We start from the raw sequence: 15949 nt of genomic DNA, 5'->3' as shown, positions 1-15949 counted from the left end.
CGGAAAGGACCCCCGGCGAGGGCGGGGGAGAGCGGCGCGTCGCGGCCATGGATAGGAATGCGGCGCGCCCTGCAGGCGAGGTTACGAGCCAGGGGAGGTATCTGTGAAGGTCACGATCGTGATTCGACCGTCTGAGACCGAGGAACGCACGGGGAGGGCGTTGAGTACGAGGCCGCGAAGCTGGCGGCCCTGGCTCAGGTCCCCGCCGGCTACGAGGTCCTCTCGGTCCGCCGCACGGAGTGAGAGCTTCTTCTTGCCTGGGGGAGTGGTGGCGCGCCACAGTGGGCGGTATGCCGCGGTTCGTGCCCCTACCGGATCGGGATGGTCCTGCCGGCAGTGCTCGGATGTGGATCAATCCCGAGCATGTGGTGTCGCTCGTTCCGAAGGTGCAGAACGATGGCACCCATCACGTCCTGAGGGTGGAGATCAAGCTCGTGGGGGCACCGGCGTTTGGTGCGTGGTTGGGTCGGTTCGAGTTCGGCGCTGCGGCTGATGTGCGGTGGCGGGAGTTCCTTGAGGATCTCGCGGAACAGTAGCCGTCTCGGGTCCCGGTGGCGAGGGGGTCATGAGCGAGGCGGTGTGGGCGTAGGTTCGCGCTCATGGGATGGGTCCTCGGGGCGGCGATCCTGGCGGCAGCTGTGGTTGTCGGGATCGCGAGCGAGCGCGACGAATATCGCGCGTTCCGGTCGTCTCGGTGGCTTCGTCGACGGATGGTACAGGACGGAGTGATCATGCCTGCAGGAGATGTCGAGACCTTCCACCAGGACGGCCAGTGGCACAACCGGATCGAGGGGGAGAAGGGCACTAGCGGCTCGTTCAAGACCAAGTGCGAGGCCACCGAAGCGGGCCGGGAGCAGGCCCGTCGGCTGCAGCGGGAGCACATTATCCGGAACGAGAACGGGCAGATCGGGGAGAGGAACTCCTACGGCCACGACCCCCGCAACGTCCCCGGCTGAGACGCGGCCATGAGCGACCTTCCGGCAGGGCTGCGCCCGCCTGAGGTTGCTCTGGCCCGCCTGGCCGACACGATCCCGGGGCCGGGCGCTCTGCCGGGTGGGAGCCTGTACGAGCCCAAATGGGACGGGTTCCGCCTCGTCATCGTCCGCGCCGCCGACGTGACGCTGTGGTCGCGTCAGGGCAAGGACCTCACTCGGCACTTCCCGGACCTCGCGGCGGCCGCGGAGGAGCAGCTGCCCCACGGGTACGTCGTCGACGGCGAAGCTGTCGTGTGGTCCGAGGACAGGCTGGACTTCGACGCGCTGCAGAAGCGGCTCACCACCAGCCCTGCCGCGGTGCAGCGCCTCGCCCACCAGCGGCCGGCGTCCTATGCCGCGTTCGACCTTCTCGCCGTCGACGACCATGACGCACGCTCGCTACCGCTCCGCGACCGCCGAGCCCTGCTCGAGCAGCTCGCCCAAGACTGGGCCCCGCCCCTGAATCTCTCGCCCGCCACCACCGACTACGGCGAGGCGGTGGCCTGGTTCGAGCAGCTGCACACGGCAGGGATCGAGGGACTCGTCATCAAGGGCGCCGGAGACCGGTACAGCGGGGGAGTGCGGCAGTGGGTGAAGGTCAAGCACCGCGACACCCTCGACGTGATCTGCGCCGCCGTCATCGGCACTCTCCGCCAGCCCCAGGAGCTCGTCGTCGGCCTGCCCGTCGATGGAGAGCTGCGGATCGTGGGCCGCAGCACGCCGCTGCGCGCGGCGCCGGCCCGTGGCCTCGGCCGCTTGCTACGGCCAGCGGTGGGGGAGGGGCATCCCTGGCCGGCACAGATCAAGCCCGGCGCCCTGGACCGATTCGGCAACAGCGGCCGCGAGCTCGTCGACCTCACTCTCGTCGAGCCGATCGTGGTCGAGATCTCCGCCGACGTCGCCTGGTCCGGACGATCCTTCCGGCACGCCGTCCGCTACCTGCGAGCTCGACCCGAGCTCGACTTGGCTGACGTTCCCGAGCGGGAGCGCTGACCGTCGGTCCGCTAGTCGCTCACGTCGACGGGATCCAGGAGCGCGGGGTCGTCCCAGACGGGGCGGGCGCGCACGTTGTTGATCGCTTTGCTCACCGGGAAGGTGGTGATCGTGGACGCCACGGTCTCTGACGTCGCCATGAGCATGTCGACCGTCTCGGACGGGTCCTCGAGGTCGGTGGGGGAGAGCCACGCATCCCAGGTGTCGGGGGTGAGGAAGGCGGGCATGCGGTCGTGGATTTCGCCGGATGAGTCGCGGGCCTCGCGGGTGATGATCGCGAACCGCACATCCCAGTCGTCGCCGGTCTTGACGGGTACGTAGATGCCGGCGGCGGAGAGGAAGTCGGCGGGGGAGTGGATGAAATAAGGCTGCTTCTTTCCGGCGATGGTCTTCCACTCGTAGTAGCCCAGCATCGGCACGATCGCGCGTCGGCCGATGAACGCCTTCTTCCACAGATTCGAGCTGGTCAGGTTCTCGATCCGGGCATTGATCTGCGGCGCCGGGGTCTTCAACCATGGCGGTCGGAAGTCCCAGGTCGCGTCCCAGTCGACCTCGCGGCGGAGCTCGCCGGAGTCGTCGTCGACGCGGTCGCGGACGATCACGGACGTGTTGGTCGGGGCGACGTTGTAGTTGGCGTCCCAGTCAGAGGGGCGCCAGTCCTGTGGTCGGCCGCCAGCGTGGACGTAAGCGGTGATCGCCTCGTTGACCTTGCTGTCGATCGCGTAGCGCCCGCACATGCCCCCACGCTACCTCGGGGGACTACGTGCCAGACCCAGCTAGAGATTCGCAGCCCGAGCAACCGATTTGATCGTCGGCGGCCCCCTGCGACCTTCGATCAGTGCGTCACACGGTGCGTGTGAGGCTCTTAGGTTTGTCATAGAAGCGCTTGGAATGGCTATAGGTGCGGCCCGCACCGTGTTCTCATGACACCGACTGAGACCCCTGAGACTCGACCTGCCCGATCCTTCGTGCGCCGCACGGCGCCGCTGGTCGCTTCGCTCCTCCTGGCCGGCGGCCTCGTCCTCACTGGCTGCGCGACGGGTACGGCTTCGACCGTGGTCACCGCGACGTCGTCGGCAACCGACAGCGCGAGCACGAGCAGCGACTCTTCCCCGACCACCACGTCAACGACCGATGCCACCACGACCGCGGAGACGATCAGCTCGACCGCGGCCGCCTCGCAGGCCTTCCTCGCCATGCTCTCGGATGAGCAGCGCGACACGGTGCTGTACGACTTCAACGACGAGACCAAGACGACGTCGTGGTCGAACTTCCCGGTGACGTTCGTGCAACGCGCCGGGCTGAACCTCGCCGATCTCACCGACGAGCAGAAGACGGCCGCGCTGGCGGTGCTGCAGTCGCTGCTGAGCGATGAGGCCTACGCGACCGTCTCCGGGATCATGGGCGGGGACGAGTACCTGCACGAGAACAGCTCCAGCACCGAGTCCTCGCTGGGGCAGTATTACATCGCGTTCTTCGATGACCCGTCGGACACAGGCGAGTTCGAGGTGCAGTTCGGCGGGCACCACCTGGGCATCAACGCCACCCTCGACGGCAGCACCGACGCCATCACCTTCGCGCCCACCCACCTGGGCGTGCAGCCTGCGGTCTACACCGACGCCGACGGCAACGAGGTGCAGCCCTTCGACGGCATCTACACGGATGCGTTCGCCTTCCACGACAGCCTCACCGATGAGCAGAAGGCCACGCTCATCTCCGGCCAGGTGACCATGTGCGCTCCCGGCGACACCTGCGACTTCACCACCGGCACGGGACTGATGGGATCGGATCTGACCGATGCGCAGAAGCAGCTGCTCCTGGACCTCATCGGCAACTGGTCGGAGATGGCCGACGCGCAGACCTCCGCCGACGCCCGCGCGAAGATCGAGGCCACCCTCGACGACACCGTCATCGCGTGGTCGGGCGCGACCGTGTACGACATGAGCACGGGCGACGGGATCAACTTCTCCATCTCCGGCCCGAACGTGTACGTCGCGTTCCAGGCCCAGCAGGGCTCGGCCGGCGCCGACGTCGCCGGTGTCTCGACCTCCGGATACGAGCGGTGGGACCGCGGGTTCCGGGTCGGCCTCCGCCGGCGGCAGCAGCACGATCACCGCCGATACCATCCTCTCTGACCAAGCCGCGATCGACGCCGCCGAAGCCCAGCTGGCCATGGCGCAAGCCGACCTCGCCTTCGCCACCCTCTCCAGCCCCATCAACGGCACTGTCGCCGCCGTCGCCCTCACGGCCGGTTCCGCCGTCACCGCCGGATCAAGCGACGCGGTCGTCACGATCCTCGGCGACGACGGCTACGTCGTGTCCTCCACCGTCACCCTCTCCAACATCGGCAAGCTCAAGATCGGCCAGACCGCGACCGCGACCCTGCCCTCATCGGGCAGCACGGTGACCGGGTCCGTCAGCTCGATCGGGGTCGTGGATACCGCCACGGATTCCTCCACCCCGAGCTACGACATCACCATCGCTCTGGACGACGACCAAGCGCTGCTCAACGGCGCCTCCGCCTCCGTCTCCGTCGCGGTCGCCGTCGGCGACTCCGTCCTCACCATCCCCACCTCCGCCGCCCACCGCTCCGGAACCGACTACACCGTCGATGTGGTCCGCGACGGCACCGCCAGCAGCGCCCCTGTGGAGGTCGGGGCCATCGGAGACGAGCTGACGGAGATCACCTCAGGCCTGACCGAGGGCGACCAGGTCGTCCTCGCAGACCTCAGCGAAGCAATCCCCACCGACGACTCCAGCACCAGCTCAGGGCTCAGCGGCCTCGGCTCGTCGACCACAAATGGTGGCGGCCCGAGCGGAGCAGGCGGTACCTTCCCCGGCGGCTCCGGCCCCTCGGGCGGGGCACCCGGCGCCCGGTAGAAGAACGCCCGCGATCCGGGTGCCCCTGCGGACGCTGAAGCGGCGTTACGGTCGGTAGCTGATGGAGCAAACCCGGCGCGCCAGCTTCAGCCTTCGTCTCCCGCTCTGACGGTGAGCGACAGGGCGTCGCGCCTCACCTGCTCGACGGCGACGACAGATACCGCTGGATCGTCGGGGCGATATCGTCGACGAGCTCATCGAGGTCGAGCTCTGCCAGCTGGGGCACCCGCAGGACGTAGCGGGCGAAGGCGACGCCCAGCAGTTGCGATGCGGCGAGGATGATCGGGCGCGACAACTCCGGAAAGGCCGTCGTCGTCTGGTCGCCGCCGGTGATCCGCCCACCGAGGATCTCCTGGAGCATGAGCCCAGCAGCGTCGGAGGTCGTTGCCGAACGAGCCAATGCCAGCAGCAGGGGCCGCGTCGAGGTGTCTTCCCACAGGCCCAGGTACGCGCCCGCCACCCGGCGGCCGAGCCGATCGGGGTCACCCTTGAATGCCGCGGCGAACCTGTCGGGGATCTCGCTGCGCTGAGCCATCGCGGTCGCGAACAGCGTTTCCTTGCCGCCGAAGAAATGGCGGACCAGGGCCGGGTCGACCCCGGCCTCAGCCGCGATCGCGCGCACGGATGTGGCGTCGTAACCCAGTCGTGCGAACAGGGTGAGGGCTGCATCGAGGATGTCGTTCCGCGTGACGCTGTCGCCACCACGCCGACCGGAGGGACGGGCGGGCCCCCTCTGCTCGCCAGCCTCGCTCATCCTCCGATAGTACTCCTCACTCGGGGTATTCCTCACCCGGGGAATTATGCGTATGATGAAGTCTCGGCAACCCCCCCGCCCGACACGAGAGAAGCCGCGCATGTCCGCCGCACGAGAATCCACCGCCCCGCCACCTCTGCACACGAAGTGGGGCGTGGCCGTCGGCATGGGCATCGCTGCCGCGGCGATCCTGGTGGTGGTAATCCTCGCCTTCCTGTGGCCGAGCAAGACGTCGGGCACGCACAACCTGCCGGTGAGCATCGCCGGGCCGGCGGAGTCGGTGAGCGCCCTCGAGGCAGCACTGGGCACCAGCGACACCTTCGAGTTCGTCTCTGCTGCCGACCGCGACCAGGCTGTCGATCAGATCCAGACCCGGGAGACCTACGGAGCCATCGTGCTCGGCGCGACAGCCGGCACCGCACCCGAGGTCCTCACGGCGCCGGCTGCCAGCCCGGTGTCGGCACAGCTGCTGAGCGGTGTCGCATCTCAGCTGCAGGCTCAACTGGCCAAGCAGGTCGCTGCCGCCGGTGGCGACCCGAGCAGTGTGACCGTCACCGTGACCCCGGTCGTGCCGCTGTCTGCCAGCGACCCCACCGGCGCCGGGTTGGCGGCAGCGGCGTTCCCGCTCGCGATCGGCGGGATGATCGGCGGCATCCTGATCTCGCTGCTGGTGGTCGGCCCCCTCCGCCGCCTCGCGGCCGTCGCCGGATTCGCGGTGGTGTCGGGCATCGCGACCTCCCTGGTGATGCAGACCTGGTTCGAGTACCTGCAAGGCGACTTCTGGTTGAACGCCCTAGCGATGGGGCTGACCATGCTCGCCACCGCGTCCTTCATCATCGGCTGCACCTCTCTGCTCGGCCGCGCCGGTATCGCGGTCGGCGCGATCACGACGATGTTCATCGGCAATCCGCTCTCAGCGGCCGCGACACCGTGGCAGTTCCTCCCCGAGCCGTGGGGCGTGGTCGGACAGTACCTCGTCCCGGGCGCCTCCAACTCCCTGCTGCGCACGCTCAGCTACTTCCCCGATGCGAACGCTGCCCAGCAGTGGTGGACCCTCACCGCGTGGGCCGCGCTCGGCGTCGTCCTCACCCTCGCGGGGCACTTCCGCTCTCGCGCGTCCATGCGTGTCGCGCCCTCCAGCCTCGAGGAGGGCGCACCCCGCCGAACTTCCGTGGAGCAGCCAGCCTGAGAAGGCGAGTGCATCTGGTCGCCGGGTGCCGAGGTCAGTAGGGTCGTGGCGGCTCATCGCCGAGGTGGGTCGAAAGCGACTCCACGCGACGCATCGCGTTGACGAGACCCTCGGCCGAAAGGGGAGCGGGAAGGTTGGTAATGTGGGGAGCCCTCACGGTGTGTCCGGCGATGACGGACACTGCCTCGCGATCTTCGATCTGTACTCCGAGAGCCGCCAAGGAGCTCGGCAGCGACACGGTGCGCAGGAACCGCATGAGATCCATCACCTCCGCGTCACCATGTCCGGTGACGGCCAGCTGCACGAGGGTTCCGTATGCGACGTGCTCGCCATGCAGGAAGCCGGCAGCGCCCTGGACCGCCATGAGTCCCCTGGTCATCGCGTGGGCGAGTGAGAGGCCCCCGTTCTCGAATGACATCCCCGAGAGGAGGATGATCGCCTCGACCGTCTCCTCGAGGCTCTCATCGACCCTTCCGGCCGTCGAGGCGAGAAGAGCATCCCGACCGTGCTCACGCAGGGTGTCGTAGCACCCCCGCGCCACGATCGAGGCGATGCGCAACCCTCGGGTGCCCTGCATCGTCAGACCCCCGGCCGCCCGGCAAGCGTCGACCTCGAAGTGCTTGGACAGGGCGTCGCCGATTCCGGCGGAGAGGAACCGGGGCGGGGCCTGTGCGATGAGCGAGGTGTCGACGATGACGAGGATGGGGTTGTGCTCGAGCACGGGAACGGCGACGAGGTGATGCTGGTCGTCGTACATCGCGATGGCACGGCTGGCGGGACTGTCGTTGCTGGCGACCGTCGGCACGGTCACTATCGGGACGCCCAGCGCTCGCGAGACTCCCTTGGCCAGATCGATCGTCTTCCCGCCGCCCACTCCGAGGATGAGATCCACCCCCTCCGGGGTGTCTCGGGCAACGCGGTCGACGGTCGACTGAGTGACCTCATCGGCGACGCTCCGCAGCGTCGATCGGATGCCCGCTCGGTGCAGCGAGCTCGTGATCGCCGGGCCCACCCGATCGGCCATGAAGGCGTCGACGATCAGCAGCGCATGTGCGCTCGACCCGGCGCACAGAGCGCCGATCTCCTTGAGCGCGCCTGGGCCCTGCACGTATCGCCCCGCCGTCGAGAACGCTCGAAGCCCCTCCATCTCCTCAGCCCTCTGTCTCGTCGCTCGGACTCCAGGCGTCCTCCGGGGCGCCGTAGGCCATGTAGCCGCCGTCGACGGGCAGGACCGCCCCGGTGATGAAGCGCGCCTGGTCGGAGGCGAGGAAGGCGAGGGCCTCCGCGACGTCGACCGGTGTCCCCATCGTCCCGGCGGGGGTGCGCCGTGTCACAACGTCCAGGTTTAGTCGACCCTGAGCGGCGAGCTCATCGGTCATCGGGGTGCGGATGTATCCCGGGGCGACGGCGTTCACCCGTACGCCCATCGATGCCCATTCGGAGGCGAGTACGCGCGTCATCATGGTGACCGCGGCCTTGGACGCGCTGTATGCGGTGCGCCTGGGCAGCCCGATCACGCCGGCGATCGAGCTGATGTTCAGGATCACTCCGCCGGAGTGGCGCATCCTGGCCGCGGCACCGCGGCAGGCCAGGTACGTGCCGGTCAGGTTCACGTCGATGATCCGCTGCCAATGAGGCGTTCCCTTGACGAGGGTGTCGCTTCGGCCCTCGCCCAGCCCGGCGCTGTTGACGAGGATGTCGATCCTGCCGTATCGGCCCAGCACGGTGGACAGCGCGGAGTCGATGGAGCCCTCGTCTGTGACGTCGATCTCCAGCGCGAGATGGCTGTCACCCGCCAGGAGGCGGATCGTCTCCGCCGCCGCGCTGCCGTCCAGATCGCCGCTCACGACCGACGCTCCGCGGCGAGCGAAGAGCTCACACGTGGCGCGCCCGAGCCCGCTGCCGCCGCCCGTGACGAGCGCGATGCGATCCCGGAGGCTGCCCACCTCAGACACCCTCGACGACCGCCCGTGTGATGCGCTCCTGGTCGAGACCGTACTTCGCCTCGATGTAGGCCTGCGAGCCGCTCTCATGGAAGCGGTGCTGGATTCCGATCCGGATGACGGGCTTCTGGATCCCGGCGTCGTAGAGCGCCTCGGTGACCAGTGTGGCGAGCCCGCCCGTGGTCTGGTGGTTCTCGACGATCACGAGCCTCTCGACGTTCCTCGCGAACTCCGTCACGCCCTGCGCGTCGAAGGGCTTGATCGTCGGGGTGTGGAGGACTCCGACCGAGAGCCCTCGGTCCTTCGCGACGCTCTCGGCGATCAGTGCGCGCTGCGTCATGAAGCCCGTCGAGATCACGCCCACGTCGGTTCCCTCGCGGAGCCTGCGCGCCGTGCCCAGCTCGAACTCGTACTCGTCGGGATCGAAGACCACGGGGACCTTGCCGCGCAGGCTCCTGACGTAGACGGTGCCCTCGATGTCGGCGACGGCCTTCACGACCTGGGCGAGCTCCGTGGCATCACAGGGGTCGATGATCGTCAGATCAGGGACCATCCTGAGCACGGCCAGGTCGTCCGTGGCCTGGTGGGTCGCTCCATATGGATTCACCAGACCGGGCATCCCGCCGAAGATCTTCACGTTCGCCTTGCTGTGCGCGCAGTCGATGATGAGGAAGTCGAGTGCCCGACGCAGGATGAACACGGAGTAGCTCGTGCAGTAGGCGATCTTGCCCGTCTTGGCGAGACCTGCGGCGATCATCACCAGATCCGCCTCGGCCATGCCGATTTGGAAGAACCGGTCCGGGTGCGCATCCCTGAAGGGGTGAATGTCGCTGAAGCGCCCCATGTCGGCCGTCAAGCCCACGATCTCCGGCCGGTGCTCGGCGAGCTCGACCAGGGACCGGCCCAACGGTGCGACCTCGTAGGGGCCCTCGACGTCGAGGATCTCACCCATGCCACCGGCGCGTCCTGCGCGCAGCTCAACCATTCTCTCTCTCCAGCTCCTCGAGCAGCGCGGACCATTCCGCGGGCTCGACACGGACGAAGTGAGCGCGCTCTCGCCGCTCGAGTGTGGGGATGCCGCTCCCGGGCGTCGTCCGCAGGACGATCGCCTTGGGACGCCCGTCCCGGTCACGCAGGTCGTCGAACGCACCGGCGATCGCGCCTACGTCGTTGCCGTCGACCTCCACCGTGTCCCATCCGAAGGCTCGCCACTTGTCGGCGATGGGCTCCATCCGCAGCACCGTCGGCCCGTCGGCTTGGATCCCGTTGCTGTCGATCAGGACGGTGAGGTTGTCGGTCCCGTGGTGGGCGCCTGCCATCGCCGCCTCCCAGATGGAGCCCTCCTGCAGCTCGCCGTCCGAGATCAGGCACAAGATCCTGCCGGGGTTCCCATCCAGCCGGTACCCGAGCGCCATGCCGACGGCCTGGCCGAGCCCGTGGCCGAGCGATCCGCCGGTGATCTCCACCCCCGGCTGGTCGTCGAACGTGCTCAGCGCGAGGTCCGCGCCGTTGAGCCCGAACGTCTCGAGTGCCTCCTCCGGGATGTATCCGGCGCGATGGAGCGCGGCATAGAGGGCGATCGAGTAGTGACCGATTGAGAGGACGAAGCGGTCGCGCTCCGTCCAGTCCGGGTCTCGCGGGTCGTGTCTCAGCTCGCGGAAGTAGACGACGGCGAGCAGGTCGGCGATGTCCAGCCCCTGAGCGATGTACCCCTCGCCCTTGTCCGCCGCCATACGCAGCATGGTCCGCCGCAGCTCGAGGGCCTCGGCCTCGAGCTGCGCGACACTGGGGCGGGCAGCTTCGACGGCCACGCCTCAGGCCTCGACCTTGGCGGGCTCCCCGTCGGTGAGGAAGTGATCACCGAAGCGCGACGCCCTGTCCGCATCCATGAAGTCCATGTACGCGGCGTTGCCGCCCATGTAGAAGTAGTTCACCACGGGCTTGCCGGGGATGTTGGCCCCGTTGATCCAGGAGTTGACCCTGGGGAACAGCGTCTGGGCGGCCCCTTCGTCGCACAGCTCCATCCAGTCGTCCTCGGCCTTCTGGGTGGGCTCGAGAGTGCGCGCACCGATCTCGAGCGTGTGCTGGATGGCGTCGCCGATCCAGTTGACCTGAGCCTCGTGCACCGGCGGCTGGTTCGTGAAGGGGCCCATCGGCCCGTAGACCATGTAGAGGTTCGGGAAGCCCGCGGTCATCGTGCCCAGGTAGGTGTAGGGCCGGTCGCGCCACTTGTCCTGCAGCGAGAGGCCCTGCCGGCCCTGCTGGAAGATGCGGAGCTGGTTCCCCGAGACTGCATCGAAGCCCGTCGCGAGCACGATGACATCGAGCTCGTACTCGGTGTCGCCAGCCCTGATCCCCTTCTCTGTGAACTCGACGATCGGGTTCGCCTTCACGTCGACGAGGGTGGTGGTCGGGTAGTTGTACGACTCGTAGTAGTTGTCGCAGCACAGCGGCCGCTTGGCGTACAGCTCGGTCGGGACGAGCAGTTCCGCGACTGCCGGATCCTTCACCGTCTCCCGGATCTTCTTCTCGATCACGTCGGTGGCGGCCTTGTTCGCCACGAGGCTCGTTCCGACGTCGTTGAAGGCCTTGAACATGTACTGGAAGCCGCCCCCGTCGTCGTAGACCTTCTCGAAGGCGTCGTGTCGCGCAGCCTCGTCGACGCTCTCCGCCGAGATGGCGCTCTCCGGGAAACCGAAGGCGGTCGTGGAGTACAGCACCTCGCGGTGATAGCCCGCGTAGTCCCCGTGGATGCGATCGAGCAGATCGGGGTCGATCGGACGGTGCCGAGAGGGGACCACCCACTGGGGGGTGCGCTGGAAGACCGTCAGATGCTCGGCGATGGGGGCGAGCTCGGAGATCACCTGGATGCCGCTGGATCCGGTTCCGATGACTCCGACGCGCTTGCCGGCGAGGTCGACCTGTTCGTGCGGCCAGCGTGCCGTGTGGTACATCTCGCCCTTGAACCGCTCCTGCCCCGGGAACTCGGGTACGTTGGTGGCGGAGAGGAGGCCGACCGCCTCGATGAGGAAGCGAGCGGAGAACCGCTGCCCCTTGTCCGTCGTCACGGTCCAGCGCGATGACTCCTCGTCGAAGACGACGCTCTCGACCTGGGTGGAGAACTGATAGTTCTTCCGGAGGTCGTACCGGTCGGCGACGTGGTTGAGGTAGGAGAGGATCTCGGTCTGCCGCGGGTAGCGCTCCGACCACTTCCACTCCCTGTAGAGCTTCTCGTCGAAGAAGTAGCAGTACGCGTTCACCTCGGTGTCGGAGCGAGCGCCCGGATATCGGTTCCAATACCACGTTCCGCCCACGTCGCCCGCGTTGTCGAACGCCTGCACGTCGAGCCCCAGCTTGTTGCTGAGGACGTGTACTGAGTAGAGGCCGGCGAACCCGCCTCCGATGACCACGGCGTCGACTTCGACGACATCCGGCTGTGCAGCGACATTGCTCATCGTCGGATAACCCTTCTTTCCACACTGACTAGGTCACGATCATCGCCCGGCGCCCGATCCGCATGACCGGGGCGTCGCAAGATGGGACAGCCGTGGATGAGGGCTTTCGGAGAGACTGAGGCCGTGCACCACGAGAGAGACGGCGACGACGCCATGATCACGGGAGTCGGCCTCACGGAGTTCGGCCGCGACTCCGGTTCGACCGCGCTGGAGCTGCAGGCGCGTGCGGCGTACGGCGCTCTCGATGACTCGGGTCTCAGCTCGGGGGACGTCGACACCGTGATCGTCGGGTACGCCACGACCCTGAACCACATCATGCCCGCGAACGTGCTCGCCGAGTACCTCGGTGCCCGGCCTGAGCGGGCGTTCGGCATGAGCGTTGGTGGGGCGACGGGCCTGGCGATGGTGGCTGAAGCCGTGCGACTCGTGAGGAACGGCGAGGCCGAGAACGTCCTCGTCGTGGGAGGTGAGAACCGTGCCAGCGGTCAGACGCGGGACACGGCGATCGCCACGCTCGCCCAGGTCGGGCACGCGACGCACGAGGTGCTGCTGGGTGCGAACATCCCCGCCTATTACGCACTGCTGGCGGCGGAGTACCTCGACCGATACGGTCTGGGCAGGGCCGATCTCGCCCCTCTGGCCGTGCAGATGCGCGCGCACGCCGTCACTCACCCCGGTGCGCAGTTCAGGAAGCCGATCTCCGTCGACGACGTCCTCGCGGCGCCGCTGATCGCCGATCCGCTCGGGCTGCTCGACTGCTGCCCGATCTCCGACGGAGCCGCCGCGGTGGTGATCTCGATCGACCGAGGCGATCCGCGCGCCGTCACCGTGGCCGGGATCGGACAGTCGAACCCGCACCAGCATGTGAGCGAAGCCGACTTCCACGACGTCGGAGCACGATCCAGCGCGCAGGCTGCCCTCCGCGAGGCAGGCGTCGCCATCGACGGCCTCGAGATCCTCGGCATCTACGACAGCTTCACGATCACCCTCGCCATCCTGCTCGAGCAGATCGGGATCGTCGAGCCGGGTACCGCAGGGCGGCGGGCCGCGGAGGGTCTCTTCGGTCCCGAGGGCCGATTCCCCCTGAACCTCCACGGCGGGCTGCTGTCGTATGGGCACTCCGGGGTCGCCGGCGGCATGGCCCACCTCGTGGAGATGGTGGTCCAGATGCGAGGCGAGGCCCAGCAACGGCAGCTCGACTCCCGCCCACGTCGCGGCCTCCTCCACGCTGACGGGGGCGTGCTCTCGGCCCATGTGACGGCCGTCCTCAGCTCGACGATGAAAGGTGGTCGCTGATGACCATGGTGAAGGACTGGACGGAGGGGGAGGCTCGGCTCCTGGCTCAGCGGTGTGCCCAGGGGCACACCTGGTACCTCCCCAGGGCGAGGTGCCCTCGATGTGGTGAGATCGCGGACTCCTTCGACGTGAAGGGGTCCGGGACCCTGTTCTCGCGGACGACCGTGCACCGCCGTCCCGCCAGAGCAGACGGGACCGCTCGCGAGGCGATAGGCATAGCCCTGGTCGATCTCGACGAGGGCGCGAGGGTGATGGTCCGGTGCCCACCCGATGCGACCATCGGGAGTCGAGTCCAGGTGTCGCTCGTCTTCGACGAGGATTCGGGGCGACTGCTTCCCGAGTGCCAGGAGGTGGCCTCGTGAGCGACCTCTCCTTCTTCCACGAGCCGCGTTCGGTCGCGGTGATCGGTGCGTCGAGCGACCCCGAGAAGATCGGCGGCCGCCCCATCAAGTACATGCTCGAGAGAGGGTTCACCGGCCGCCTGTATCCGATCAACCCGAGCCGCGACCGCATCCAGGGCATCCAGGCCTATCCCGACCTCGACTCGCTCGACGAGGCGCCCGATGTCGCGATCATCGCCGTGTCCGGAGCCTCTGCGGTGGCCCAGGTCGTCCGGTGCGCTGAGGTCGGCGTCAAGGGGTGCGTCATCATGGCATCGGGGTTCGGCGAGACCGGCGATGCGCAGGGACTGGCCTGGCAGAGTGAGATGCTCGACGCGGCCGCCCGCTCGGGGATGCGGATCGTCGGGCCGAACTCGCAGGGGCTCGCGGACTTCGCCTCGGGCTCCATCCTGAGCTTCTCGACGCTGTTCACCGAACAGCCCCCGCAGGACGGGTCGATCGCTATCGTCAGCCAGAGCGGAGCTCTCTGCTCAGTGCCCTACGGGCTGCTGCGCGAGGCGGGGCTCGGTGTCCGATACGCTCACGCCACGGGGAACGACATCGATGTCACCGCTGCGGAGCTCGCCGTGGAGGTCCTGAAGGATCCGGAGGTCCGGCTCCTGCTGCTCTACCTCGAGGGCATCTCCGACCTCGAGCCGCTCGCCGAGGTCGCCAGGGTCGCGCTCGAGGCGGACGTCCCCGTGGTCGCGCTGAAGGGCGGCCGGAGCGAAGCGGGCCAGAAGGCGGCCGCGTCGCACACCGGGGCGCTCGCGACGGAGGAGGCTGTCGTGGACGTCTTCCTGGAGAAGCACGGCATCTGGCGGGCACGCAGCACCGGCGACCTCGTCGCTGCTGCACCACTGTACCTGCGTCGCGAGCGGCCCCGAGGCGACGAGATCGCGATCGTGAGCAACTCCGGCGCGATCTGCGTCCTCGCCGCCGACGCCGCGGGTGAGGAGGGCCTCCCGCTCACCGTGCTGAGCGCTGAGACGCGGGCGGACCTGACGGCCGCCCTGCCGTCCTTCGCCTCGGTGGAGAATCCCATCGACGTCACGGCGGCGCTCCTCACCGACAGCTCCCTGTTCGGAAAGGTGCTTCCGATCCTCGGCCGTGACGGCGGGGTCGACGCGTGCGTCGTCGGCATCCCCGTCGCCGGGAAGGGGTACGACGTCGAGCGCTTCGCCCGCGACGTCGCCGCCTTCGAGGCGGACACCGACATCCCGGTGGTGATGGTCGTGCCGCAGTCGTCGATCGCGCGGGTGTTCAGGGAGCGCGGCATCCTGGTCTTCCCCGATGAGGCCCAGGCGATCCGCGGCCTCGCTCAGTACCTCCGTCACCACGCGCTCATCGAGCGGGCTCGGGCTCGGCGGGTGGACCCGGGGGGTCGCGCCCATCCGGACGGGCCCGCCGTGACGCTCAACGAGGCCGAGAGCCTCGACCTCCTCGAGCGTATCGGAGTGCCGACGGTGGGCCGGGTGCTGGTGGGCAGCAGCGACGAGGTCCCGGCGGCGCTCGAACGGCTCGAGTCCGAGCGGCTGGTCGTGAAGGGATGCTCGTCGGCGATCACGCACAAGTCCGAGCTGGGTCTGGTCCGCGTGAACGTGGACCGCGATGACGTGGTGAGGACGACGGAGGAGATGATCGCGATCCTCGACGGAGAAGGGGTGGCGACAGATGGCGTGATCATCGCGGAGATGGTGAAGGGCAGGCATGAGGGGATGCTCGGCGCCCGGCACGACCCGGTGTTCGGCCCCGTCGTCATGGTCGGCGCCGGCGGCATCTACGTGGAGTCGATGCCCGACGTCCGACTCCTCCTGCCCCCGTTCTCCTTCGAGGAGGCGAAGGCGGCGATCGGCGAGCTGCGCATCGCCGCGGTCCTGGGCGGCGTTCGAGGAGCGCCGGCGGTCGATGTCGATGCCTGGGCAGAGGCGGCGGTGCGGCTGGGCGAGGCGATGCTCGATCCCGCTCTCGGCATCCGAGAGCTGGACGTCAACCCGTTGATGCTGCTGGAGGCGGTCGACGGGCGCGGCGGAGCCGTGGCGGTCGATGGCGTCGTCGTGAGGAGCGCAGCGGCCGCATCCTGAG

General features: G+C 68.4%; 16 protein-coding genes. 9 read left to right on the top strand and 7 right to left on the bottom strand.

Annotation, left to right across the window (positions count from 1 at the left end; all coding sequences use genetic code 11):
* Window positions 1-290 precede the first annotated feature (290 nt).
* From IEX69_RS19850 to IEX69_RS19840, 3 genes are all read left to right on the top strand, one after another.
* Window positions 291-536 (top strand): hypothetical protein, encoded by a 246-nt coding sequence (locus IEX69_RS19850; RefSeq protein ID WP_157127525.1) that lies wholly within the window; start codon window positions 291-293, stop codon window positions 534-536.
* A gap of 63 nt (window positions 537-599) precedes the next feature.
* Window positions 600-956, top strand: a complete 357-nt coding sequence (locus IEX69_RS21010; RefSeq protein WP_229756493.1) for a DUF2188 domain-containing protein — start codon at window positions 600-602, stop codon at window positions 954-956.
* A 9-nt stretch (window positions 957-965) separates the two neighbouring features.
* Window positions 966-1967, top strand: a complete 1002-nt coding sequence (locus IEX69_RS19840; protein ID WP_085021806.1) for an ATP-dependent DNA ligase — start codon at window positions 966-968, stop codon at window positions 1965-1967.
* An 11-nt stretch (window positions 1968-1978) separates the two neighbouring features.
* On the opposite strand, the gene IEX69_RS19835 is transcribed toward IEX69_RS19840, so the two are convergent.
* Window positions 1979-2704: an SOS response-associated peptidase gene (locus IEX69_RS19835; protein ID WP_085021807.1), complete on the bottom strand. Its 726-nt coding sequence runs from the start codon at window positions 2702-2704 to the stop codon at window positions 1979-1981.
* A 186-nt stretch (window positions 2705-2890) separates the two neighbouring features.
* Here IEX69_RS19835 and IEX69_RS19830 point away from each other — a divergent pair, with 186 nt between their 5' ends.
* Both IEX69_RS19830 and IEX69_RS19825 read left to right on the top strand, forming a co-directional pair.
* Window positions 2891-4102, top strand: coding sequence for a DUF3500 domain-containing protein (locus IEX69_RS19830; protein WP_085021808.1), 1212 nt, complete (start codon window positions 2891-2893; stop codon window positions 4100-4102).
* A gap of 37 nt (window positions 4103-4139) precedes the next feature.
* The gene (locus IEX69_RS19825) at window positions 4140-4847 is read left to right on the top strand and encodes an efflux RND transporter periplasmic adaptor subunit (protein WP_085021809.1); all 708 of its coding nucleotides are present in this window, start codon (window positions 4140-4142) and stop codon (window positions 4845-4847) included.
* 133 nt (window positions 4848-4980) lie between these two features.
* Here IEX69_RS19825 and IEX69_RS19820 read toward each other — a convergent pair whose 3' ends face one another.
* Entirely contained in the window at window positions 4981-5601 is a 621-nt protein-coding gene (locus IEX69_RS19820; RefSeq protein ID WP_174604638.1) for a TetR/AcrR family transcriptional regulator, read from the bottom strand.
* Between the two features lie 100 nt (window positions 5602-5701).
* On the opposite strand from IEX69_RS19820, the gene IEX69_RS19815 reads away from it, so the two are divergent.
* The gene (locus tag IEX69_RS19815; protein ID WP_174604639.1) at window positions 5702-6790 is read left to right on the top strand and encodes an ABC transporter permease; all 1089 of its coding nucleotides are present in this window, start codon (window positions 5702-5704) and stop codon (window positions 6788-6790) included.
* A 34-nt stretch (window positions 6791-6824) separates the two neighbouring features.
* On the opposite strand, the gene IEX69_RS19810 is transcribed toward IEX69_RS19815, so the two are convergent.
* Genes IEX69_RS19810 through IEX69_RS19790 form a run of 5 tightly spaced genes read right to left on the bottom strand, consistent with a single transcriptional unit; the run spans window position 6825 to window position 12188 of the window.
* Window positions 6825-7937, bottom strand: coding sequence for a glycerol dehydrogenase (locus IEX69_RS19810; protein ID WP_085021810.1), 1113 nt, complete (start codon window positions 7935-7937; stop codon window positions 6825-6827).
* A 4-nt stretch (window positions 7938-7941) separates the two neighbouring features.
* The gene (locus IEX69_RS19805; RefSeq protein ID WP_229756492.1) at window positions 7942-8736 is read right to left on the bottom strand and encodes an SDR family NAD(P)-dependent oxidoreductase; all 795 of its coding nucleotides are present in this window, start codon (window positions 8734-8736) and stop codon (window positions 7942-7944) included.
* A 1-nt stretch (window position 8737) separates the two neighbouring features.
* Window positions 8738-9718: a transketolase family protein gene (locus tag IEX69_RS19800; RefSeq protein ID WP_085021812.1), complete on the bottom strand. Its 981-nt coding sequence runs from the start codon at window positions 9716-9718 to the stop codon at window positions 8738-8740.
* On the bottom strand, window positions 9711-10544 hold the full coding sequence (locus IEX69_RS19795; protein ID WP_229756491.1) for a transketolase: 834 nt from the start codon (window positions 10542-10544) through the stop codon (window positions 9711-9713). The genes IEX69_RS19800 and IEX69_RS19795 overlap by 8 nt, the downstream gene beginning before the upstream one ends.
* Before the next feature lie 3 nt (window positions 10545-10547).
* Window positions 10548-12188 carry a flavin-containing monooxygenase gene (locus IEX69_RS19790; RefSeq protein ID WP_085021813.1) on the bottom strand — a complete coding sequence of 547 codons (1641 nt, stop codon included), beginning with the start codon at window positions 12186-12188 and terminating at the stop codon, window positions 10548-10550.
* A 123-nt stretch (window positions 12189-12311) separates the two neighbouring features.
* Here IEX69_RS19790 and IEX69_RS19785 point away from each other — a divergent pair, with 123 nt between their 5' ends.
* Genes IEX69_RS19785 through IEX69_RS19775 form a run of 3 tightly spaced genes read left to right on the top strand, consistent with a single transcriptional unit; the run spans window position 12312 to window position 15948 of the window.
* Window positions 12312-13484 carry a thiolase family protein gene (locus IEX69_RS19785; RefSeq protein ID WP_229756490.1) on the top strand — a complete coding sequence of 391 codons (1173 nt, stop codon included), beginning with the start codon at window positions 12312-12314 and terminating at the stop codon, window positions 13482-13484.
* Window positions 13484-13846 (top strand): Zn-ribbon domain-containing OB-fold protein, encoded by a 363-nt coding sequence (locus tag IEX69_RS21230; protein ID WP_085021814.1) that lies wholly within the window; start codon window positions 13484-13486, stop codon window positions 13844-13846. Before IEX69_RS19785 ends, IEX69_RS21230 begins: the two co-directional genes overlap by 1 nt.
* Entirely contained in the window at window positions 13843-15948 is a 2106-nt protein-coding gene (locus IEX69_RS19775) for an acetate--CoA ligase family protein (RefSeq protein ID WP_085021815.1), read from the top strand. The genes IEX69_RS21230 and IEX69_RS19775 overlap by 4 nt, the downstream gene beginning before the upstream one ends.
* Window position 15949: the final 1 nt, after the last annotated feature.

Origin of the sequence: Cnuibacter physcomitrellae (genome assembly GCF_014640535.1) — a bacterium.
GTDB lineage: Bacteria > Actinomycetota > Actinomycetes > Actinomycetales > Microbacteriaceae > Cnuibacter > Cnuibacter physcomitrellae.
This window is presented reverse-complemented; position numbering and strand designations above follow the sequence as displayed.